Origin of the sequence: Shewanella sp. HL-SH2 (assembly GCF_051164935.1) — a bacterium.
GTDB classification, from domain to species: domain Bacteria; phylum Pseudomonadota; class Gammaproteobacteria; order Enterobacterales; family Shewanellaceae; genus Shewanella; species Shewanella glacialimarina.
In genome coordinates this window covers 3,605,301-3,629,191 of sequence record NZ_CP195035.1, presented here as the reverse complement: position 1 = coordinate 3,629,191, position 23,891 = coordinate 3,605,301, and the positions used below count along the sequence as shown (strand labels likewise).

Below are 23,891 nucleotides of genomic sequence, written 5' to 3'. Positions count from 1 at the left end.
ATACAAAAACAAGCTTAAGTTAATTTTATTAAGATGAGTAAAGAAGGCTGTAGATAGAATGTCGTCTAGTTTTAGTGCATTAAAAAGATATTTATACGGATTGGGACAACAAGCCTCCAAGTTACTCGTGCTTGCTTTTGGTCTATTACTGCTAAGTAGTCTTACTGAAGGCGTCGGGATATTAATGTTGGTACCCGTGGTTAACTTTATGTCAGACCCAAGCCAAACCTTGCCCAGTTGGTTACACGTTATTCCAGGTTTTAACCCTGAGGTGCTTTCTTTAGAAATCGTGCTGGCATTGTTTTTATGTTTGCTACTTGTGCGCTCTACTTTGGTGTATTTTCGTGAGCGAGTGTTAACCCAAATTCGCCTGCAAACCACAGATAAACTGCGCAAAAAGCTATTTGAAACCATGTTGTTTTCAGATTGGCAGCAAAGAATTAATTCCGAGCAACATCAAGAGCTAGAGCAGCTAACTAATGGAGTTAATCGCGTCGGAATGGCTACTTTCTACATTCTAAAGCTAGCGACTACGGCTATTTTTCTTATCGTATATAGCGTGGTATCAATCATTATTGCCCCTATAGCATTATTAATAGCCATCGTAGTCGGCGGTATTATTTTATTACTTTTTCGCCACATTTTTCGCCAAGCAGCAGAATTTGGTACAGGTTTGACTAATAGTAATAAACAGCTTTATCAAAGGGTGATGTTTTTCTTAAATGGTATGAAAACGGTTAAGGCATGTGCATATGAAGCACAACAACTTAAATCGTTTGAAATGACTCAAAAAGAGTTAAGAGACAATCAACTAGCCTATCAAGATAAAACAGCTTTGCAGCAATTTGGCTTTCAAGTGATTACCGCTTTACTGCTGTGCGTGTTAGTTTTTGTTGGCTTGGAAGTATGGCAATTAGGCGTTGCTGAGCTTGTTGTGTTGATTGTTATGTTTAGCCGCATGATGCCCATGCTGTCAGATTTACAATCCAATACTCAGCGTTTATTGCATATGTTACCCGCGTATATTGATATTGAGGGCGCGATTGAAAAAAATCAGCAAGCTCATATGCCAAATAACACACGCATTGTTCAATTTCCGCGTAAACACTTGGCATTACAAGGGGTCAGTTTTGCTTATCAAACACGTTTACCCTTATTATCAAATATTAACATTGAGTTTCCATTGCATAAGATTACCCTAATAAAAGGTCCGTCAGGACAAGGTAAAACCACGGTTATCGATATTCTAACCAGTTTGCTTACACCCTCTGCGGGGAAGGTGATGTTAGATGGCAATCCGCTGGATGCAAGTGCGCACCATTCATGGCGTCAACAGGTGAGTTATTTGTCTCAGGAACCATTTTTATTTCACGCCAGTGTTCGCAACAATATTCTATGGGGCGAGTGCTGTACTGATAGTGAGATCTATAGTGTGCTATCTCAATGTTGTGCCGATTTTGTTCGTGAATTACCTCATCGTCTTGACACCATGATTGGTGACGGTGGCATACAACTTTCTGGTGGGCAAAGGCAGCGCCTTGTATTGGCAAGGGCATTAGTTAGAAAGCGGCCATTGTTGATTTTAGATGAAGCAACTAATGCGCTGGATAGTGAGACCGAGAAAGAAATATTTATAACTTTACAGCGATATCGAAACTCAATGACGATAGTTTTAGTCAGTCATAGTGAACAAGCTCAGGCTTTTGCTGATAAGACAGTGCTTTTATAAAAAGACACGTTTTTGATAGTTGTAGGTGTGTTTAACTGAATAAGCAAAATGAGTAATGATTACAGATAATCATTTGTAAAGGCTTGTTGCAGTTTGTTTGCTAATTCGTGGTTTTCGGTTGTAAATCAGGCTATACTTTGTAAAGATTAAGTTATTAAGGTTGTGGTCTTTTTAACTACAATTAATTCAACTATCAACTATGAACTATGAACTATGAACTATGAACTATCAGTAGTCTTGCTCATTTTGATAGCTTATTTTTAAAACTGGAGCGATATAAATGCAACATAAAACTAAAACAAATAATGATCTAGATGTGACAAGTATTGATAAATCAGTTTGGACAAAGCCAGTGATTGAAGTGATTGAGATTGGTGATACTGAGGGTAAAGCTGCTTCTTCTAGTGAAACTGGCCCTTTTGGTACCTCATAGGAATAGTGTATGTTGCTTTATAGCCAACAAAAATCTCTTAGTGTTGCGCCTATGGGCGATCAACTAGTGATGATGGATGTATTGCAAGATCAATATTTGGGACTAGATACAACAGCAACCCATATTTGGGGGTTATTAGCCTCACCTATCAGTTTTGATGACCTTGTGATTCAGTTGATGTTGACATTCGACGTTCAAGAAAATGATTGTCGTCGAGATGTTGAATATTTTCTTCAACAGTTAGTCGATAGAAAGCTTGTAGAAGTCAATGCGGCTGCTTAATTTGCAGCCCGTTTATTAAGGCCAAAACTCCCGTGCGTTACTCTCTGTATAATCTTACCTTTGATAGCCAATTCATCCTTCCAAATTTTCCTTGTGTCCAAGAAACGCATCCTGCAAATATTTGCATAAAAAATGTGGATAAACTAGATGTCGATACTGCTTTCTTGAGTCAAGTTGGCGCTTATTGTTGGCTGAATTCGTCAAGTTTTCTGTTATCGATTCCTCGATTAGCTGACTTTTATGTGCGCGACGGACAGTCGATTGAGGTTGCTGTTGCCGACGATGCAGATATGGCACTGGTGATCACTTATATTCAAGGTTATATGCTTGCTGTTGTGATGCAGCAGCGTGGCCAACTAGTCTTACATGGCACTGTTCTGCAAAAAAATGGCAGCGCTATTGTTGTTTGCGGTAACTCAGGCAGTGGTAAATCCACGTTGGCGGCAACACTGTTGACCCAAGGTTGGCAATTGGTATCCGATGATTTATGCGTTTTTGATACAAATGGGAAAGTGCTACAAGGCTGTAATGATCTTAAAGTCTGGCCAGATGTTGCTGAGGTTTTGCAGTTGTCAGAGGCCAAACCCTTAGCAGCCCAAATTGCAAAGTTGCAGTATGTGCCGGAAGGTTCATCAATGGGTAATGAAGATGCTAAAGAAAGCTTAGACGCATTCCCATTAGTGGCTGTCTATTGCTTAAGTGAGCAGCACGATAACGAGCAAAGTGAAGCTCGGGGTGATGGCGTTTTAGCTGACGTACTAACCGAGTTTAAGGGGATGCGTAAATTTGCACCGCTTAAAGCCAATCGCTACCGAACTCAATTTTCAACAGCAATGGGGCAAGATGCACTGTTTATGCAGCAGTGCAGCGCCTTTTTAGCAAAGACTCCTGTTTATGGGCTTGATCGCGGCAAAGCAAAACTGTCACTAGAAAATCTTCACGCATTAAGCCGCTTTATTACCGATTCATTTGAGGCTCTAGTTTAGTTATGTCTGCAGGTATTTACTGGCTCGCCTCTTACCCGAAATCCGGAAATACTTGGTTGAGAAGTTTTATTTTTGCCTTACAAAATCAATCTACGACTGATGTTACAACAATTGATATTAATCAATTGCACACTGGCGCTATTGCTAGCAGCCGCAGTTGGTTAGCGAATGGCTTGGGTGTGGAGTTAGGATTACATTCGGCTGAGCAAATTGAGTCATATCGTAGTGATGCGTATCGCTTTATCCATAGTCAATTGACTGAACCTGCTTATCATAAAATTCATGATGCCAATCATATGTGTGCTTCGGTTGGACACTTGTGTTCGCCTGATGCCTGTGCAGGTGCCTTGTATGTGGTCCGCAACCCCTTCGATGTGGCAATTTCATTTGCTAATCACATGGGCGTTTCGCTTGATAAGAGCATAGGTATGATGGGCACAAGTGATTTTGCACTGCTAGCAGATAATAAAAAATATCGGCCGCAGGTGCGGCAGCATATGGGATCCTGGAGTGACCATGTTAGCTCTTGGATAGACTGTGATTTACCAATATTAGTCGTGCGTTATGAGGATATGCAGAATCACTCACTTGTGTGCTTTACGCAGGTTAGTCAATTTTTGCATTTGTCTGATGATGAAAACTCAGTTAAAAAAGCCATTGCAATGTGCCATTTTGATAAGCTTAAAAAGCAAGAAGACAAGCATGGCTTTAAAGAGCGACCCGTTAAATCAAAAGCGTTTTTTAGAAAGGGCATCGTAGGGGACTGGCAAAATACGTTATCCCTGTCTCAGGTCGATAGGCTGATTACCGACCATGGTTACGTGATGCAAAGGTTAGGCTATCTTGATGACAACATGCAAATCACGCCACTGTGTTATCCCACTAATATTTAGTGGTTATTTAAAGGATGATGCATGAGCACGATTCACTGCGTAATTGATTGGCAAAAAGCGTTACCTGAACATGCTATGCAAGCAATGCTGTCTTGTAGTGACTATTGGCAACCTGATGCTCGTCATCATATACAGGTAAGTGACCAACCTGATGTCCGTTTAGCAAAAGCATGCCTATATAATCGGCTGAATTCCGAGCAAGACGCAGTATTATTAAGTGATTGCGGACAATATGCGATTGTTGCCAATGCGCAGCTTGATAACCGCGATGAACTTGCCAATAAACTGCAGTTAACAGACTGTCAGCACTTGTGCGATGCAGGTTTTATTTTACAGGCTTATCTATGCTGGCAAGAGGAAACCGCCGCTCATTTATTGGGGGATTTTGTTTTTATCATTTGGGATAAGGTGCAACAGCAGCTTTATTGTGCTCGAGATCACTTCGGGGTTAAGTCGCTGTTTTATTCTATGCAGTCTGGACGAGTTGTATTGTCAAATGAGCATAAAGCATTGCTGGTGCCCGAGCTGGACATTTCGCGTCAACTCTCCCATCAATGGCTGGCTGATACATTTATGTCAATTACTACGAATGAATTCCTTTCTCCTTTCAATGCTATTCAGTCTTTACCTGCGGCGCATCAGCTTGTAATAAATCAGCAAGGGCAAAGCTGTCAACCATATTGGTCATTAAAACCTCAAGTGCTACCAGCATTAACGGATGATGAAAACCTTGCTAGGTTAGCTAAGTTATTTGAGCTGGCAGTGGCGCGGCGTTTAGTATCGCAATACCCCATAGCGGCTGAGTTAAGTGAAGGTTTGGATTCAAATGGCGTGGTGGGCTATGCCAGTCGTTTGTTAGGCGATAAACCTTTATATACTATGTCCTTTAATGGTACCGCGTTGAACGATGATAATGCGTCAGTTTGGTCAGATATCTATCAAGAGTTGTTTGATGCAATTGATCTATGGCCAAATGTGCAGCCGCTTTGGCGCGAAGAGACTCCCAGCCTATTGAAAGCAGGTGCGTACGGCAATACATTTGGTGGTCCTTCTGTTATATCCTCTTGGTATGCGCCTCGCGTTGCCCTTGCCCAGTCTCAGGGGTGCCGGACTGTGCTTTCAGGTTGGGGAGGGGATCACTGTGTCACTGGCTATGGCGATGAATATATTCATGAGTTGTTTTTAGGGCGGCACTATCTTTTATTGTATCGACAGCTGAAGTTGCGCCAGCAACGTGGACGTGGTGGTAACCCAATAAAAGCTATGCTGAGATTGTTAATCCAACATCAAATACCCCAAGTGTATAAAAAGCAACTTCAATTGCGTAATGGGTTAGCGAAGCAGTCGGCTGATTTGTTTTATCATCCAATATTGACTGCCAAGGTTACTCATAAGTTAGCTGAAATAATCAAACCTTATTATGCCATTATTGACAGAACCTCAGTGCAAGCACGTGACCATCGCGAGCTGATTGAAGTGGGCGTTCAACGTCGTATGACGTTGACTGAAATAGCCGCACGGCATCATCGTTGTGAGTATCGATACCCTATGCTGGATAAAGAATTGGTGGAGTTTGCCTACAGTTTATCTAGTCATCTTAAGTGCAAATATGGCGTTGAACGTTATATGTTTAGAGAGATTTTAAAAGGGCATACAACAGAGCGTATTCGTATGAGACGCAAAGCCGATGTATTAACGACGCTTAATATTGATAAAATGCAAGAAAAGGCTGATGAATTGTTACAAAAAGTGGTTGCTAATTGGGCATCTGACCTTGATACCATTTTTGATAAAACTGCACTAGCACAAGTGGTTCAAGACTATCCGCATATCGCTCAACGGTATTTATTGGTGATTGAATCACTGCAACAGCAGCTTGAAAATGGCTCAATTTATATGAATCAATCTAGTGACATGTAAATTGAGGTATTATTAAATCGATGTTTTACTCAGATTTGAACTAACATTCATCAATGTACTAGCAAATCTGAGTAAACACAGTATAGAAAACGCCGCAATTTATTTTGTCTTCATTTCTAAATCTGAAATTCGATTCGACAACTCTTCTATTTGTTTGTCCTTCTTCATATTCAAATCATATAGCGCTTGGATTGCGGCTAACGATATACCGGCAGAATCAATCGCGGAAATGTGTTTGTCATCATTTCCGCCAAGACCAAATAATTTATAAAAATCTTGCGCCATAGGGCCGATATGTTGCTCACTAGCACTTTGAGATTTGTAATTCCATTTAGAAATCGCCAATTTAGAAATGGCACCGAGTATTTCAGTGCCATTAATAGTCTGAAAATTCTCTTTCTTGTTCACATCAGAAGTTAACAACACGTTGTTTGCTGTTACAGTCCCTTTAGTTGTGATGTTACCAGTCGAATCGACAATAAACACCTGTCCGCCAACGTTGTTAGTAAAGGAAAATGTACCATCCTGTCTAGAACCTAGTAGCCAATAGGCAACCGTAGGCGAAGCTTCTGTATTCGATATTTTTAAATAGCTGTTACCAGCATGTGCTAATTCGAGAAGTACTGAGTTTCTAGCTGCATTTGTATTTTCAACTAACACTGAACTTGTTGAAAGGCTAGTACTTGTCGAGTCAACAACGTGTAATCTAGCTGAGGGCGAGGATGTACCAAAACCCACATCACCGTTGGCGACAACTAGTTTACCGTTAGGTGAGGCTGTACCTAAACCGATGTTACCGGTATTACTGATATAAAGTGAATTTGATGGGGCTCCAGGAACAATTTTAAAAGGCAATTTAGAGCCGTTAGTGACATCCCTAATGAAAAAATTTGATTCATTACCTGCAACGTCCCATGTCTGCGGCGTAAAGCCTGAACTCCCATCCTGTTCCAATCTGAGCGCTGGCGTATTGCCTTTTACAACATGCATGTCGACAGCAGGAGTGCTTGTTCCTAAACCTAATTTTCCAGAATTGTTGATAAACAAAGCGTTGCTTGGTGCGTCAGCCATAATGGTAAATGGTGTACGTCCGGCATCGGCATCTTCGATAGAAAACTTATTTGCTCCACCATTTGCTGTGTCATTGATAGAAATTCGCCAGTCCCTCGTTGGAAAACTGCCGGAGGAGCTAGTGTCTTGAAAGTGAATGCGTAAATTGTTTTCTTTTAATCTTAATGTATCAAATCCAAAATTTTCACCATTAACACAGTCAAAACCCATACATGCACTTCCGATGATAATGACATCATCTTGGTGTACGACGTCGGCATATAGATTTGTTGATACCACTAGCGGCAACAGTGCAATTACAACTTTTAATTTAGTATTCATTGTTCAGTCCCTGCGTGTTTTGAGTTCTATTCATTGGAGGGGAAATTGGATTAGTGTCGAGTGGCTGTTGATTCAGCTCTACATCTGTTTCTGTTTGGTCTTCAACAATAAATTGATTATCCATTACGTTAAAATAGCCCGACTTTGTTTCGACTAAGCCAGTATTACGTGGCGCTGTTTGTCGACCCGTAGTTGGGTCACTGACGTATTCAATTTTACCTAGTTGAATGTACTGTATTTGATAGCTGTAGTTTCCAGCCGCTGAAATATTCAAGGCATCAATATCAATTTGAGTTTGATTGTTATTAAGTGTGTAGTTGGTATTAAATCCATTTGGGCCTGAAATGGTCATGATGGCTTGATCAAATTTTTTGCCAGTATCAATATCAAGTGTGGAGCCACTCACCGCTATGCTTGCTGCCATAGTCGTTGATGTTATTGCCAATCCTGCTGCCAAAATGGCTGATGTGATAAGTTGTGTTACTGTTTTCATGCTGAAACCTTTTTTTCACAATTAATTAATTTTAACTTATTAGTAACAATTAGCAAGCTTAAGACGCAGCAAATGCTCAGTAGTTGCATATCATTTCAGGCTGTATTCAATATTGATTTTTACCGTTTTAAACAATGATTACTTATTAGTCGTAAAAACAGATAGATAGGGATGGATTAGATTTTGCATTTAATTTGTCACAGATTATTAAAAGTAAAATCAGTAAAGGAGGGGCATTTTTGTTATTTACTGTTATCATTATGTTAAAGATTGTGCTCAGCAATTTATGCTTGGGTGACATATTGCGATAACAGGAAGAAGGTTTTATATGGATGCCACTTTTATCAAGATGGGAATAGTGCGTTTTTTTGGTATTTTAATTTTCGCAATACTGGCTTACATACCAGCATTTACCGCTATCGCTGTTCCGGTAGGTTTTACAGCAACAGGGCAGTTTAATAGCGCAACGATTGGCAGTGGTAATATTAGCTCACTGACTTTGACCTTGAATAATGGAACCGGTCAGTCGATTAGTGGTGTTGGCTTTGTGGCGACTATCGATGATTTAGCTATTTTAAATTTTGCCACCCCTAATAATATATCAACATCTTGTAGTGGCGGTTCTTATTCATTTACTACCACAGACTTTACCGCTGTTGATTATTTAATGACAGATGGCGAAAGTTGTTCGTTTACTTTTGATGTTAAAGGGGTGACCGTTAGCGATACCACTATTTCAGGCGTTACTGTTACTGGTCTTATATCAAGCGCTGGCCCTGGTACTAATCCTCCAGACTCAATTCTGTTAACCGTTGATATAAATTCCATTTCAGCCTCTTTAACCGTCGCTGAAAGTGAGCTGTCAGTGGGTAGTATTAACCGAATGACGTTAAATTTGAGTAATCTGCCTGTATATTTTACCGGTTTTTATAGAATGCCTTCTGGGACCATATTTTTGCCTGATGGTGTGTTATTAGCCTCTCCTGTTAATTTCAGCACTACTTGTGGCGCGCTAACTAATAATAATGCCTCTGGTAGCCAAACTTTTGCTTTACCGACCGGCCCGGCCGATGTATTTGAATGTGAACTTAGTTTCGATGTGAAAGCGGAATCTGCTGGGGTTAAAAATTTTTATAGTGGTTTATTAACTAATACTGCTAATAATCAACCCATAGGTAAAGTCAGTGCTAGTTATGAGTCAAAAATTGGATTTATAACCAGTGTATTTTCGCCAATAAATCTTGCTCCAGGTGGTACTGGTAGCATAGACGTTACGATTTTAAATACTGATCGTACCAATGATGCTACAAATATTGCTTTTACTAATGATTTAAATGCTGCGTTAACAGGTCTTGTGTCTACTGGCGATCTGGCCGATGTTTGTGGCTCAGGCTCAGCACTGACAGGGACGGGACTTTTATCATTTACTGGTGGCTCGTTAGCCGCAGGGTCAAGCTGCCAATTTAGTATAGCAATTGCAGTACCTAGTAACGCTACACCTGGCACGTATACCAATACGACTTCCGCTATCAGCTATGATCTTGACGGTCGTTCAGTGACTCCTTCAAACGCGCTAAGTTCTTTTAATGTTAATAGCGCACCCACTTTGAGCATTGATACCAAGCAATCAGGTGTTCAGGTTTCTGCAGTCGCAGCAGGGGAGGTATTCTCTGTTGAATATACTCTGACTAATATTGATGCTAATAATGCGGCCTCAGCGATTGCGTTTAGTCATGTGTTAGATAATTTGTCTGGTTTTACCGCAACTTTACCCGCTAACGATTTTTGTGGTACAGGGTCAGTTGCTAATTTTACAGCTACAACAACTAACGCACCACCTTTTGTCGCATTTACTGGCCTATCTTTGACTGCTGGTGACAATTGTGTTTTTTCGGTTGATTACACAGTTCCTGCTACGTTTAGTGCTGGTAATTACTTATTGTCGGTAGGTTCGATTACTGCATCGATAAATGCTATTTCGGTACAGTCTGAGTCGCCTTCCGCGAGTAAGATTTTTGGTATAAATACTGCGCCATCACTGCTGATGAGTTTTTCTCCCGCGGTTACAACACCTGGTGGTAGTTCAACTATTGACTTTGAAATTAGGCATAGTGACGGGTCAACATATGGCGCTACAGATATTGGTTTTAGTGTTGCTTTAGACTCTATTCTTTCAGGCCTGACGGTGCAAAGTTTACCAACCGATCCCTGTGGCGTTGGTTCTACAATTGTCGGAACAACGGATTTAATTTTATCTTCCGCATTATTAGGTATTGGTGAAAGTTGTGAATTTTCAGTGCCTGTGACTATTCCAGCTAATACTGTATCTGCAACTTATAGCTTTATTACTTCAGTATTAAGTGCCTCTATAAATTCGGCTACATTGACTTCACCGACCGTTTCTACTGATTTACAAATAACCAATTTTAGTGCTTCAAAAAGCTTTACCCCGGCCTCTTTAAAGGTGGGCACTGGTACAACGCTAAAATCTACCTATGTACTCAATAATGCCGATCCAGTTAATACCGTTTCAGCAATTCAGTTTAATGAAAATTTTGCCAATCTATATTCTGGTGTTACCGTTACTTCAGTAACACAAGCTGATGCCTGTGGGACAGGTTCGAGTGCCACTATTGCGGGTACTTCATTGTTTTTAATTAGTGGAGAACTAACGCCGTCAACTAGCTGCACCTTTGAAGTGTCGCTACTACTGCCTGCAAATATGCCGGCAAATGTTTATTCAAATGTCACTAGCGCTATAACCACAACGGTAGGTGGTAATAATGTTAGTTTTGCTGCATTGACAGCAAATTTGACTGTTGATCAACTATCGACACTTACCTCTATTGACGTTAGTAGCCCTACCTCTGAAAGCACTGTTTTAATGTCGATAGCGTTTTCTGATGATGTTTTAGGTTTCGATATTTCAGATATTGTGGCAACTAATGCCACTCTTAGTAATTTTGTACCTATTACCGCTCGCACATTTAGCGTAGAAGTTATGCCGACAACTGACGGTGAGGTAACCTTAAATGTTGGCACTAATGCAGCACAAGATGCTGTGGATATTACTATTGAGTCGACAGCTGCAGTTCCGATCAGTTTCGTTTATCAAACAACTCCTTTAGCGCCAACTCCTAGTCTTACAATTAGTAGTCCTTCTCTATTTCTAACCAGTTCCAATGCTGTGACATTTGATATTGGTTACACCGATGTTGAAACAGTCAATTTAACTGAGACAGCAATCAGTCTTAATAAAACCGGTGATGCAAATGCAACCGTTACTGTTTTAAATGGTGGAACTAGTTCAGCAGTTGTTTCGTTAAGTGGCTTCACTGGTAATGGTTCTTTAGGGATCAATATTGCAGCGGATACGGCACGCTTTAGTACTAACCTTGCTCCAGCAGCTGGGCCATCAACTGTTTTTGTGGTGGATACTAAAAAACCTATCGTAACTCTGAGTACCCTAGCGGCAGATCAGACAAGTGATTTTACTTTAACTATTGTATTTGACGAAAATGTATCAGGTTTTGATATAGGTGATATTTCTGTTGTCAACGGCAGTTTGTCGAACTTCCAGACTATAATAGATGCTAGAAATTATACTGTAGAAGTAAGCGCTTCAGGTGAAACTTCTATTGATATCAGCATTGCTGATAGTGTCGCGACTGATAGCGCGGGCAATGGCAATAGTGCTTCTAATACATTAAATATTAATTACGATGATTTATTGCCCTCGGTTAGTATTAGTGGCCCATCAGGAACTGTTATTGCTGGATTTAGCGCCACAATTAATTTCAGTGAAGTTGTAAGTGGTTTCGATGTAAGTGACATCCAAACTACTAACGCAAACCTGTCATCTTTTACCAATATAAATGGAATGCAATATACGGTTGATGTTAATCCAATTGCACAATCAAGTGTTGGGCTAGCTATTAATGCAGGTGTTGCTACTGATGCTTTAGGCAACGCTAATACTTCAGCAGTTAATTATGCTGTGATTTATGACTTTAATGATGCACCTGTTATTGGCGGCGCACCGGCTACGTCAGTAGACGAAGACAGTGCTTATAGCTTCATACCAACGGCAAGTGATGACGACAGCACGGATACGTTAAGCTTCAGCATTATCAATAAACCGACCTGGGCCACATTTAATTCTGCTAATGGATCGTTAACGGGTACACCTACCAATGGCGATGTGGGCACAACAGCCGGTATCGTGATTGGGGTTAGTGACAGTACAGTCACCACTAACTTAGCGACCTTTAGTATTACGGTAGTGAATACCAATGATGCACCGGTTATCACAGGTTCGCCTGCCACGTCAGTAGACGAAGATAGCGCTTATAGCTTCATACCAACGGCAAGTGATGATGACAGCACGGATACGTTAAGCTTTAGCATTATCAATAAACCGACCTGGGCCACATTTAATTCTGGTAATGGAGCGTTAACGGGTACACCTACCAATGGCGATGTGGGCACAACAGCCGGTATCGTGATTGGTGTTAATGACGGAACGGTCACCACTAACTTAGCGACCTTTAGTATTACGGTAGTGAATACCAATGATGCACCGGTTATCACAGGTTCGCCTGCCACGTCAGTTGACGAAGACAGTGGCTATAGCTTTACGCCTGCTGCCAGTGATGATGACAGCACGGATACGTTAAGCTTCAGCATTATCAATAAACCGACCTGGGCCACATTTAATCCTGCTAATGGATCGTTAACGGGTACACCTACCAATGGCGATGTGGGCACAACAGCCGGTATTATTATTGGTGTTAATGACGGAACGGTCACCACTAACTTAGCGGCTTTTAGCATCACAGTAGTGAATACCAATGATGCACCGGTTATTGGCGGCGCACCGTCTACGTCAGTTGACGAAGATAGCGCTTATAGCTTCATGCCAACGGCAAGTGATGACGACAGCACGGATACGTTAAGCTTCAGCATTATCAATAAACCGAGCTGGGCCACATTTAATTCTGCTAATGGAGCGTTAACGGGTACACCTACCAATGGCGATGTGGGCACAACAGCCGGTATCGTGATTGGGGTTAGTGACAGTACAGTCACCACTAACTTAGCGACCTTTAGTATCACAGTAGTGAATACCAATGATGCACCGGTTATTGGCGGCGCACCGGCTACGTCAGTAGACGAAGATAGCGCTTATAGCTTCATGCCAACGGCAAGTGATGACGACAGCACGGATACGTTAAGCTTCAGCATTATCAATAAACCGAGCTGGGCCACATTTAATTCTGCTAATGGAGCGTTAACGGGTACACCTACCAATGGCGATGTGGGCACAACAGCCGGTATTATTATTGGTGTTAATGACGGAACGGTCACCACGAACTTAGCGACCTTTAGTATTACGGTAGTGAATACCAATGATGCACCGGTTATTGGCGGCGCACCGTCTACGTCAGTTGACGAAGATAGCGCTTATAGCTTCATGCCAACGGCAAGTGATGACGACAGCACGGATACGTTAAGCTTCAGCATTATCAATAAACCGAGCTGGGCCACATTTAATTCTGCTAATGGAGTGTTAACGGGTACACCTACCAATGGCGATGTGGGCACAACAGCCGGTATTATTATTGGTGTTAATGACGGAACGGTCACCACTAACTTAGCGACCTTTAGTATTACGGTAGTGAATACCAATGATGCACCGGTTATCACAGGTTCGCCTGCCACGTCAGTTGACGAAGATAGCGCTTATAGCTTCATGCCAACGGCAAGTGATGACGACAGCACGGATTCGTTAAGCTTCAGCATTATCAATAAACCGAGCTGGGCCACATTTAATTCTGCTAATGGAGCGTTAACGGGTACACCTACCAATGGCGATGTGGGCACAACAGCCGGTATTATTATTGGTGTTAATGACGGAACGGTCACCACTAACTTAGCGACCTTTAGTATTACGGTAGTGAATACCAATGATGCACCGGTTATTGGCGGCGCACCGGCTACGTCAGTTGACGAAGATAGCGCTTATAGCTTCATGCCAACGGCAAGTGATGACGACAGCACGGATACGTTAAGCTTCAGCATTATCAATAAACCGAGCTGGGCCACATTTAATTCTGCTAATGGAGCGTTAACGGGTACACCTACCAATGGCGATGTGGGCACAACAGCCGGTATCGTGATTGGGGTTAGTGACAGTACAGTCACCACTAACTTAGCGACCTTTAGTATCACAGTAGTGAATACCAATGATGCACCGGTTATTGGCGGCGCACCGGCTACGTCAGTAGACGAAGATAGCGCTTATAGCTTCATGCCAACGGCAAGTGATGACGACAGCACGGATACGTTAAGCTTTAGCATTATCAATAAACCGACCTGGGCCACATTTAATCCTGCTAATGGAGCGTTAACGGGTACTCCTACCAATGGCGATGTGGGCACAACAGCCGGTATTATTATTGGTGTTAATGACGGAACGGTCACGACGAACTTAGCGGCCTTTAGCATCACAGTAGTGAATATCAATGATGCACCAGTGATCAGTTCTACTGCTCTTACTGCCGCTAATCAAGATAGTGTTTATAGCTATACCCTGGTGGCGAGTGATGCAGATGTTGGCGATATATTAACTTATTCTGCTGTCACTAAACCCGATTGGTTAAGCTTTAACATTGCCACAGGCTTGTTAAACGGAACACCAACCAACGCGGAAGTGGGTAGCCACGCGGTGACCTTAAAAGTAACTGATACTGCTGGTTTAACAGCAGAGCAGAGTTTCAGCATCAGTGTTAATAATGTTAATGATGCACCGGTGATCAGTTCTACTGCGATTACTGCGGCCACCCAAGATGCGGTTTATAGTTATACCCTGGTGGCGGGTGATGCAGATGTTGGCGATATATTAACTTATTCTGCTGTCACTAAACCTGATTGGTTAAGCTTTAACATTGCCACTGGCTTGTTAAACGGAACACCAACCAACGCTGAAGTGGGTAGCCATGCGGTGACCTTAAAAGTAACTGATACTGCCGGTTTAACCGCAGAGCAGAGCTTCAGTATTAGTGTTAATAATGTTAATGATGCACCGGTGATCAGTTCTACTGCGATTACTGCGGCCACCCAAGATGCGGCTTATAGTTATACCTTGGTGGCGAGCGATGCAGATGTTGGTGATATATTAACCTATGCCGCTGTGACTAAGCCTGATTGGTTAAGCTTTAACATTGCCACAGGCTTGTTAAACGGAACACCAACCAACGCGGAAGTGGGTAGCCATGCGGTGACCTTAAAAGTAACTGATACTGCTGGTTTAACCGCAGAGCAGAGCTTCAGCATCAGTGTTAATAATGTTAATGATGCACCGGTGATCAGTTCTACTGCGATTACTGCGGCCACCCAAGATGCGGCTTATAGTTATACCTTGGTGGCGAGCGATGCAGATGTTGGTGATACGTTAACCTATGCCGCTGTGACTAAGCCTGATTGGTTAAGCTTTAACATTGCCACAGGGGTATTAAACGGAACACCAACCAACGCTGAAGTGGGTAGCCATGCGGTGACCTTAAAAGTAACTGATACTGCCGGTTTAACCGCAGAGCAGAGCTTCAGCATCAGTGTTGAAAATATCAACGATGCGCCAGAAATCAGTGGCTCTCCGCTGTTGTCGATTGATCAAGATGAAAGTTATATCTTTACCCCTGTTGTGGTTGATGCTGATGATTTAGATGTGCTTAGCTTTATGGTTGCCAACAAACCTGCTTGGGCACAATTTAATATTACCGATGGTACATTAAGTGGTACCCCCACTAATGCTGACGTTGGTGTGACTTCAGATATTATGATTTCAGTATCAGACGGTACTATTCAAGTTGATTTGCCGGTATTTAATATCGAAGTTGTTAATGTGAATGATGCACCTATATTTGAATCTGATCCGGTACTTGAAACTAGTGTATTAGCACCTTACCAGTATGACGTGCTTGTATCGGATATTGATGTTGATGCTTCTCTAACCTTGATCATTGTGACCGCGCCTGAATGGTTATCTCTTAACAGCTTAAATCAATTAGTTGGTACGCCACCTTTAGAGGCTGCTGATACAAATGTAAGTATTGTGTTGAGCGTGACTGATGGCATTATCGATACACCGATCCAACAAAGTTTTGAACTTAACATTACTCAGCCTACTGATACTGAGCTAGACGTTACGTTTTACTTTTCACCAGCACCAGCAATAGTCGGTCAAAAAGTTAACTTGGTGATTGATGTTGTTAATACCGGTTATATCGCTGCTATAGGGCTTAAATACCATATTACCTTTGCCAGCGAGCTGTCCCTTGATGCATTGCCTAGTGAGTGTATTGAGACGAAGGTGGGTGTTTTAGATTGTGTTATTACACAGGAATTAGCAATTGGACAAAAGTTAACTCGTATTGTTGGCTTAACAGTTGACAATGTTGACTCTGGTTTTAGTTCTGCTGAAATAACTGTGAGTGGTGACAATTTAAGTGATGTCATATTTAGCCATCAAACAACCATTTTATTAGCTAATTCCTTATCTATATTACCGGGCAAAGTGCTAATCAGTGTTCCCTCTAGCTTGGGTTATGCGGTAGATATGAACGATGATATGTTCAGCGATTTACTGGTTTATCTACCTAATGAGATGGCGATTCAAGTGATGCTAAATGATGGCTTAGGTCAGTTAATACCTGATGTAAAAATCATGTTGAGTGGCACTATTACCTCTTTAACGGCTACCGATATCAATTTAGATGGCAATGTTGATATTCTCACCACTGGCGGTGCGACAGCAAGTAACCGTGTTTACTTATTAAATGACCAGTTTGACATCACTGCCACTGAATTTTTAGATGATGTGAAGGCTGATATTATATTAATTGCTGATTTTGACTCTGATGGTAATTATGAAGTGGTGTTAGCTGGAGTTTATCAACCTGAAGTAGCAATATATTCGGGTGTAGGCAGCGGCGATACCAGTGTTACCTTATTACCAATACCGGTTTCATTACCGTCGTTTAGCGCCGAAAAACGTGCCCAACAGATTTCCTCTGCAGCTAGCGTGTCATCACAAGTTGCTTCTGGGGTAACAACACTATCGGCAGTCAATATCGATGGCGTCACTAAGCTTTTAGTCGGCTTGGACAACCAGAAGCCATTGTTATTTACTGTTGAGGAAACGGTATGGACAGGAAGTGCTGTGGTATCACTTTCACAAAACGCTCAACGCATGATCAGTGCTGATTTAGACCATAATCAGCAAGCAGATGTCTTTGTGCTTCAAGATGATGGTTGGCACTTAATTCTTAATGCATTTGAAAGTGACTTTGTTAACAGCAGTGTGGTTTTCCCCAAAGCTACTGATATTATTGTGACTGATTTAAACGATGATAATGTTGCAGAGCTTTTGTTAGTGATGCCTCAAGGCGTCAGCATTTGGCACTATTACGGCCCAGAGGATATTCGTCCTGATAATTTTGTTATTCAGACCAATGAACTTGTTTCTGTTGCTGTGATTGATATTAATAATGACGGTCTTTTAGATATCGTTACTTTTGATAAGCAAACAGGCGTGTCTATTTGGTACCTAAGTGTTGGCGGCAATGCTGGACCGGAAGATGTCGATTTAGCGTTAACCAGTCTCATTGCGAGTTATCCAAAAGTTGATCAAGCCGTAAGTGTGACTTGGTCTGTTTACAACCTCAGTAAAGCGAGTGCCAGTGAAGTTGAATTAACTGCAACTATGGATGTAGGATTATCAACGGTACAGTTACCTAATAACTGTGGCGTAGCGGCTAAAGTGATTACTTGTAAGTTGGGGGGAATTGCGGCAGGTAAGTCTAAAGATGTCATATTTAGTGTTCGCCCACAAAATGCAGGTAACTTATCTTTGATCGGTGAGGTGACAAGTCTAGAATATGACCTTAATAGCAACAACAATAAGCATGATGCAAGCTTTGATGTGTTCGCGCCTCAAAAATCTGATGGTGGTAGCATACCGCTTTGGGTTGTAATAGCATTGTTGTTAATGGCTATCTTTAGAACGAATATGATTCGTATTCGATAGTCTTAGTGTTTTATTTTTAGCCACAATGAATGATGCAGAGGAGTTAATCCCTGCATCATTTTCATTATTTTATAGGACCTGATGATTTTTTTGAGTTGTCAGCGATGTTTTTAGGGATACATAGATGTTAAGTTTTCGTTTGTCACGCCTTGTTTTAGCAACGAGTTTATTGTTCAGTTGCAGTGTTGTTGGTCTCAATGCGGCAAATGAACCGTTCAACTTACCCTCTCAAAACCCCAATGGTTTACTTGAATTAATGGGTAAACTAGAATCAGCTAGAGATCCTAAATGCCATGCTACCGCTACTCGGCTTGAAGGATTAATTTATGGTACGCCACTAACAGACGATGCCCGCTACTTAAAAGCAGAATACCAACAGATTTTAATCCGCGATATTTGGCATCAAGCTGCAATACTGAATCCCACCGCAGAAAGCCTATCTTTAACGCAAATAAAATCAGTATCAGATAAATTATTTAACACGACTCTGTCAGCTGGACGCTGGAAAGTAACTACACCGGCTATTTCTATCGATATCGATAAACGCGATCAAAGCCATTATGGTTCAATAGCCTATAGTTTACGTGCGATGCTAGCGGTTCAGCAGGAAGCTTTGTTAGATCTTGACCGCGACCTTCCAATATTAACGGATGAGGCGACTCAATTTATAACCGATCAAATTGATTTAGTGACGCTGTCATTACTAAAACAAGCTGACAATTTAGCCAGAACTAACAATCAATATGATGTCAGCAAAGAAACCTTGTCTAAAACTTGGCATATTTTGTTTCCTGATTTTACATCTGATTCAGCGAGCAAAAAAAATAACAAAAGTGTAAGTTCATTGGCAAATCGCGCCCAACATTCAGGTTTGTTATCACAGCTTATTGAACAAAAAATTACTGCCTTTGATCAATATAATCAAGTTAATCAAACATTGTTTGCCCGCAATCTACAGGTATATTTTGCCAAATTGGCACTTCCTGAAAATGATAGCGAATCAGCAGAGTTTAAACGTTACTTTACAGAGGCAATGATTGCCTTCAGTGCTAACTTCTATTTGTTATCGCAAACTCAAGCGGTAGACAGTAATGTGATTAAAGAAGCTGATGTCGCAAAAGCTATGCAACTGCTTTTACCCCATGATGTTAATGAATATGAAGATGTGATCTTTTTCCCACAGTATCCGCAAGACCAGCAAGTTGTGATTGAGTCTTACGATATGGATTCCTTTAGAGATTCAGGTTTGCATTGGTTGTACTTAAAAGAAGCACTATCTGATTTAGGTGATCGGGTGAAGTTAGAAGCTGACCCTTTCGCAGCAGAACTTTTGTCTGAAGCCATTGCTCACTATGGCGTTTTATTGTTACGTACCGCTGGGCAACAGGGGAAGAATAGCAAGCAAACTAGGTTATCAGCAGGTTTAGTGACTTTAGCATATGAAACGATTAATGAAGAGGTGAGTACTTATCATAAATATCAGCCAGAGCAATTAGCTATTCCTATGATTGTATCAGCGGGTAGTGAAGAAACGTCAACAACACGTTATTTTGAAAATGTTACTGCCAAACAAAAGGTCAATTTCGAACATCGAACATCGGATTGGTTGAGCCGTCAATTACGCAGTTATTTGGATAAAGGTGCTAATACTGGCATTTCAACCATACCTCCAGCATTTGGTGGCGGTGGCGTTGCAACTGAAGATATTAATGGTGATGGTTTAGTTGATATTTTTATCTTGAGTGGACTGGGTAATAAACTTTATGTTAACCGGGGTGATAGTTTTGAGGATGTCACTATTCAATCTGGCTTAAGTAACGTTAGTCAACGTAATGGCTCTAGCGCATCAAAAATACTCGCAGGAGAGCCTAGACAGCCATTAATTGCCGATTGGGATAACGATGGCGATCAAGACTTAATGATCACTTATGTTGATGAGGCTCACCGCATTTATAGTAACAATGGCGATGGCAGTTTTACTGACGTTACCACGATAGCTAAGTTGGGTGGTGCTGGTAAGGTTGGTGGGCCTGCAACCACCTTAGATGTTAACAATGATGGTTTATTAGATATCTACATAGAGTATTTTGGTAATTACCTCAAAGGCGATTTACCCACCTTAAAACGCCGCAATGAAAATGGCGGTGTCAATGAGTTATATATTAACAAAGGCAATTTTGTTTTCGAGCAAGCCAAAGATGCCTTAGGTGCTAATAATTCAGGATGGGGACAGGCTGTAACCCATGCTGATCTTAATATGGATGGCTGGCAGGATCTTATTGTCGGTAATGATTTTGGGGTCAATGCTTACTATATTAATCAACAAGGTAAAGGTTTTGTCGATTATGCTGATAAGTTAGGCACAGGTAAACCGTCTTATACAATGAACATTGGTTTAAGCGATCTTAATCAAGATGGTATTGCTGATGTGTATATTTCAAACATTGTGACCATGAATAAAGATCAAAAATATGTGTTACCTAGTGAAGATACCCAAGCAGAATTTAACCCTGATAAATTAGCTAATATGCGTGTTGTAGAAGGCAACGATCTGTTCATGTCCAGTTTGACAAGCAAAGGTGCTTTGAAGTACCAAGCCAGTGATAAAGTGGGCAGGGGCTATTCATCAACTGGTTGGGCATGGGATGCAGATTTTTTTGATGTTGATAACGACGGCGATGAAGATCTTTATGTGCTAAATGGTATGAACGATTACTATGTTTATTCGACCAATAATCCTTATTATGCTGACCCTCATACGGGCGAAAACCTGAATGCAATCTTTCCTGATGCTGCCAAGGCCAGTAATGTGTTTTTTCTTAATAATGCCGGTGGCTTAATCAATATGTCTGAACAAAGTGGGCTCGATTTTGTTGCCAATTCACGCTCAGCCTCTTATTTTGATTTTGACAATGATGGTGATTTAGACATAATCGTTAATAACTATCACGATAAAGCGCAGCTATTTGAAAATAAAGCTGAATCTCTTAATAACAATTGGTTAAAACTGCGTCTTGAAGGTTCGCCAAGTGACGGTGTAAACCTAGACGGTATAGGGGCTCAAATTATTATAGGTTTTGGGGATAAAGGTTATGGGTGGCGACAAGTAAGTGGTAGCCAAGGTTATATGTCCGTGCACCCCAAAGAGCAAGTATTTGGCCTAGGTAAACAAAATACCGCAAGAGTGATGGTCATATGGCCAAATGGTAAGCGTCAAGCATTTGAAAATTTAGCGGCGAATAAGTCCTACACTATAAAATATCGTGCAGCAGCGGTGCAATAATGCGTGTTATTGTTGTGTTATTACTACTTTGCAGTAACGGCATTTTTGCTGCCAGTTATGAGCAGTCTTTTGAATCACGAAAAAGTTGGTTTGAACAACGTCAGCTGCTTGAGAGTGCATTAAAAGAAGGTGATAAACCTAAATATGTTAATAGCTTAATTGGCGCTGATTCTCCTTATTTACTCAGCCATGCACTGCAACCGGTAAATTGGTTGCAGTGGCAATCTCGTTTTGAAAATGATTTTGCAAGCGAAAACAAATTAATCTTTATCTCTATTGGTTATGAAACCTGCCATTGGTGCCATGTTATGGCGCAAGAAAGCTTTAATTCCGAAGCTGTTGCCGCTGTTCTGAATCAGCACTTCGTGAATATTAAAGTTGATAGAGAACAATGGCCCTTAGTCGACAACCGTTACAAGCTTGCTTTGGAATGGTTAAAAGGCGAAGCCGGTTGGCCAATTAATGTTATTTTAACCCCAGAGGGCCACATTCTGTGGGCTGACTCTTACTTACCACAAGCTAAATTACTAAAAGTGCTAAATGCTTTGACCCATCGCTGGCAAACAAAACCGGCGACAATTCGACATACCGCAGCCAATATTTCAGCTCAACTTAATTCACTTGCTGAGCCTGCTGTTATTAATAATATTAATGTTAATAAAGTGGTTGATGAGGTGTACCTTCAAGCCGGGTATTCATTGCAAAATGAAGCTAAACAAGGTGGCCCTAGATTCATCCGAGAGTATTGGTTATTAGGATTATTGCAAAAATATTTTGAGCACAATGATAAGTCTGCATTGGCGTTAGTCACCCATCATGTTGATTCCTTGTTAATGAGTCCGACCTATGATGGCATCAATGGTGGTTTTCATCGTTATGCCGTTGATGGGGCATGGCTTAAGCCACATTTTGAAAAGATGCTTTATACCCAAGCTTTTATGATAAAAGTTTTGGCTCAGTTATATATCGCCACAGCAGAGATTAAATATCGCATTGCCATGGAGCAGACTATCGATTGGGTTGAAACCGCATTGATACAAAAAGGGGGGCGCTCCTCCGCTATGTCTGCGGTCTCTGATGGTTTTGAAGGAGGTTACTATTACTTTGGTACTGATGTTAAAGCTGATTTAGATTTGGCAGGCTTTAGCCTTGTGGGCAATCAAAGTTCTGGTTTGGTGGCATTAACAGATTTGAATAAAGATTGGACCAATAATGAAGCGCATCGTCGGTTAATTATCAAACGTAAGCAAAATGTAGCCCCACTGGTTGATGAAAAAATTATAGTTAGCTGGAATGCTATGTATATAACAGCATTGCTCGAAGCTTATAGTGCTACTGATAACAAGCAGTTTTTGGACTTTTCTATAAAAACTGCTGATGAACTTTGGCAAACAGCAATTGTTGGCCAAAAACTGCATAGAATTGTATTTCAAGGGCGTGCCAGCATAGATGCTACGTTAGAGGATTTTGCTTGGATGGCACAGGTTTTTACTCAACTAAGCTTTTATGAAGATTGGCCAGCAAGAGTGCAAAGTACTCATGGTAGCGATGCTAGTAAGCTAGTGAGCCATAGAGAACGTGCCAAATGGCTACTAGATCAGCTTGTGATTAAGTATCAGTTTTCACTGGTTCAAACTCTCGATCGTGATGGTGAAGTTCCTTCAGTGTATTCAAGTGTTTATCAAGCTATGGCATTAGGTTATCAAAGTTTCAGTGAAAAAAAATATGCTGACATTGCCAAAGAATTAATTAATAAACACGCCGATAGCCCTAAAAGTATTGCAGATAACTTTAGTTTTTGGGCGTCAGTAAAGGGGTATCAATCTAATACTGTGTTGAGCCATCGTTATTTTGCAAGAGGCCATGGCAAGGTGACGACTTCAAACAATGAAAGTGGGGTGCTAATAGAAGTTGATTTAGAGCCAGGTTGGCACGTTAATGCTAATCCTAGTTCGAATGAAAAGTTAATCGCGACAAATGTGGAAGTGCTTGAGCTGCCAGAGTTATTCAGTGTTGATTATCCAAAACCAATATTACGCCATCTTGGATTTAGCCAAACAGAGTTGGCGCTATACATAGGCACAACTAATATTATTATAAAATTAGCGGATGTGGCTAATTCGATCCCTATATCAATCAACAAGCCAATTAACCTCAAAGTGACACTTCAAGCTTGTTCAGATTCATTATGTTTACTCCCTGAAGAGTTCATTTTAATCTCAAAATAACTGCTGAATATAGTCGAGAAGTTTGAGGCTATTATTTGCATTAAATAATACTTGATCAGAATATTGAGCGTTGCAATCCTCAGATGGTTAATAAGAGATTTATTCACTCTATCTTTGCTTGATGCTTAGCGCTCAATTACAATTGATCACATCAGTTTTAGTGCT

The 23,891-nt window shown here is 41.1% G+C and carries 11 protein-coding genes; 9 read left to right on the top strand and 2 right to left on the bottom strand.

Annotated features, from left to right (window positions below):
• Positions 1–58 precede the first annotated feature (58 nt).
• The 6 genes from ACRWP9_RS15750 (at position 59) to ACRWP9_RS15725 (ending at position 6,243) form a co-directional block, all read left to right on the top strand.
• Positions 59–1,729 (top strand): ATP-binding cassette domain-containing protein, encoded by a 1,671-nt coding sequence (locus tag ACRWP9_RS15750; RefSeq protein WP_434926784.1) that lies wholly within the window; start codon positions 59–61, stop codon positions 1,727–1,729.
• A gap of 280 nt (positions 1,730–2,009) precedes the next feature.
• On the top strand, positions 2,010–2,162 hold the full coding sequence (locus ACRWP9_RS15745; RefSeq protein ID WP_434926783.1) for a hypothetical protein: 153 nt from the start codon (positions 2,010–2,012) through the stop codon (positions 2,160–2,162).
• A gap of 9 nt (positions 2,163–2,171) precedes the next feature.
• Entirely contained in the window at positions 2,172–2,444 is a 273-nt protein-coding gene (locus ACRWP9_RS15740) for a PqqD family protein (protein ID WP_434926782.1), read from the top strand.
• Between the two features lie 134 nt (positions 2,445–2,578).
• Positions 2,579–3,430, top strand: a complete 852-nt coding sequence (locus ACRWP9_RS15735; RefSeq protein ID WP_434926781.1) for a hypothetical protein — start codon at positions 2,579–2,581, stop codon at positions 3,428–3,430.
• 2 nt (positions 3,431–3,432) lie between these two features.
• On the top strand, positions 3,433–4,323 hold the full coding sequence (locus ACRWP9_RS15730; RefSeq protein WP_434926780.1) for a sulfotransferase domain-containing protein: 891 nt from the start codon (positions 3,433–3,435) through the stop codon (positions 4,321–4,323).
• A gap of 21 nt (positions 4,324–4,344) precedes the next feature.
• Positions 4,345–6,243: an asparagine synthetase B family protein gene (locus ACRWP9_RS15725; RefSeq protein WP_434926779.1), complete on the top strand. Its 1,899-nt coding sequence runs from the start codon at positions 4,345–4,347 to the stop codon at positions 6,241–6,243.
• A 99-nt stretch (positions 6,244–6,342) separates the two neighbouring features.
• On the opposite strand, the gene ACRWP9_RS15720 is transcribed toward ACRWP9_RS15725, so the two are convergent.
• Both ACRWP9_RS15720 and ACRWP9_RS15715 read right to left on the bottom strand, forming a co-directional pair.
• The gene (locus ACRWP9_RS15720; RefSeq protein WP_434926778.1) at positions 6,343–7,635 is read right to left on the bottom strand and encodes a tail fiber domain-containing protein; all 1,293 of its coding nucleotides are present in this window, start codon (positions 7,633–7,635) and stop codon (positions 6,343–6,345) included.
• Entirely contained in the window at positions 7,625–8,128 is a 504-nt protein-coding gene (locus ACRWP9_RS15715; RefSeq protein WP_434926777.1) for a hypothetical protein, read from the bottom strand. Before ACRWP9_RS15715 ends, ACRWP9_RS15720 begins: the two co-directional genes overlap by 11 nt.
• A 328-nt stretch (positions 8,129–8,456) precedes the next feature.
• Between ACRWP9_RS15715 and ACRWP9_RS15710 the strand changes: the two genes are divergently transcribed.
• The 3 genes from ACRWP9_RS15710 (at position 8,457) to ACRWP9_RS15700 (ending at position 23,726) form a co-directional block, all read left to right on the top strand.
• The gene (locus ACRWP9_RS15710; protein ID WP_434926776.1) at positions 8,457–18,215 is read left to right on the top strand and encodes a putative Ig domain-containing protein; all 9,759 of its coding nucleotides are present in this window, start codon (positions 8,457–8,459) and stop codon (positions 18,213–18,215) included.
• Positions 18,216–18,339: 124 nt separating this feature from the next.
• Positions 18,340–21,498 carry a CRTAC1 family protein gene (locus ACRWP9_RS15705; protein ID WP_434926775.1) on the top strand — a complete coding sequence of 1,053 codons (3,159 nt, stop codon included), beginning with the start codon at positions 18,340–18,342 and terminating at the stop codon, positions 21,496–21,498.
• The gene (locus ACRWP9_RS15700) at positions 21,498–23,726 is read left to right on the top strand and encodes a DUF255 domain-containing protein (protein ID WP_434926774.1); all 2,229 of its coding nucleotides are present in this window, start codon (positions 21,498–21,500) and stop codon (positions 23,724–23,726) included. The genes ACRWP9_RS15705 and ACRWP9_RS15700 overlap by 1 nt, the downstream gene beginning before the upstream one ends.
• The last annotated feature ends 165 nt before the right edge of the window (positions 23,727–23,891 follow it).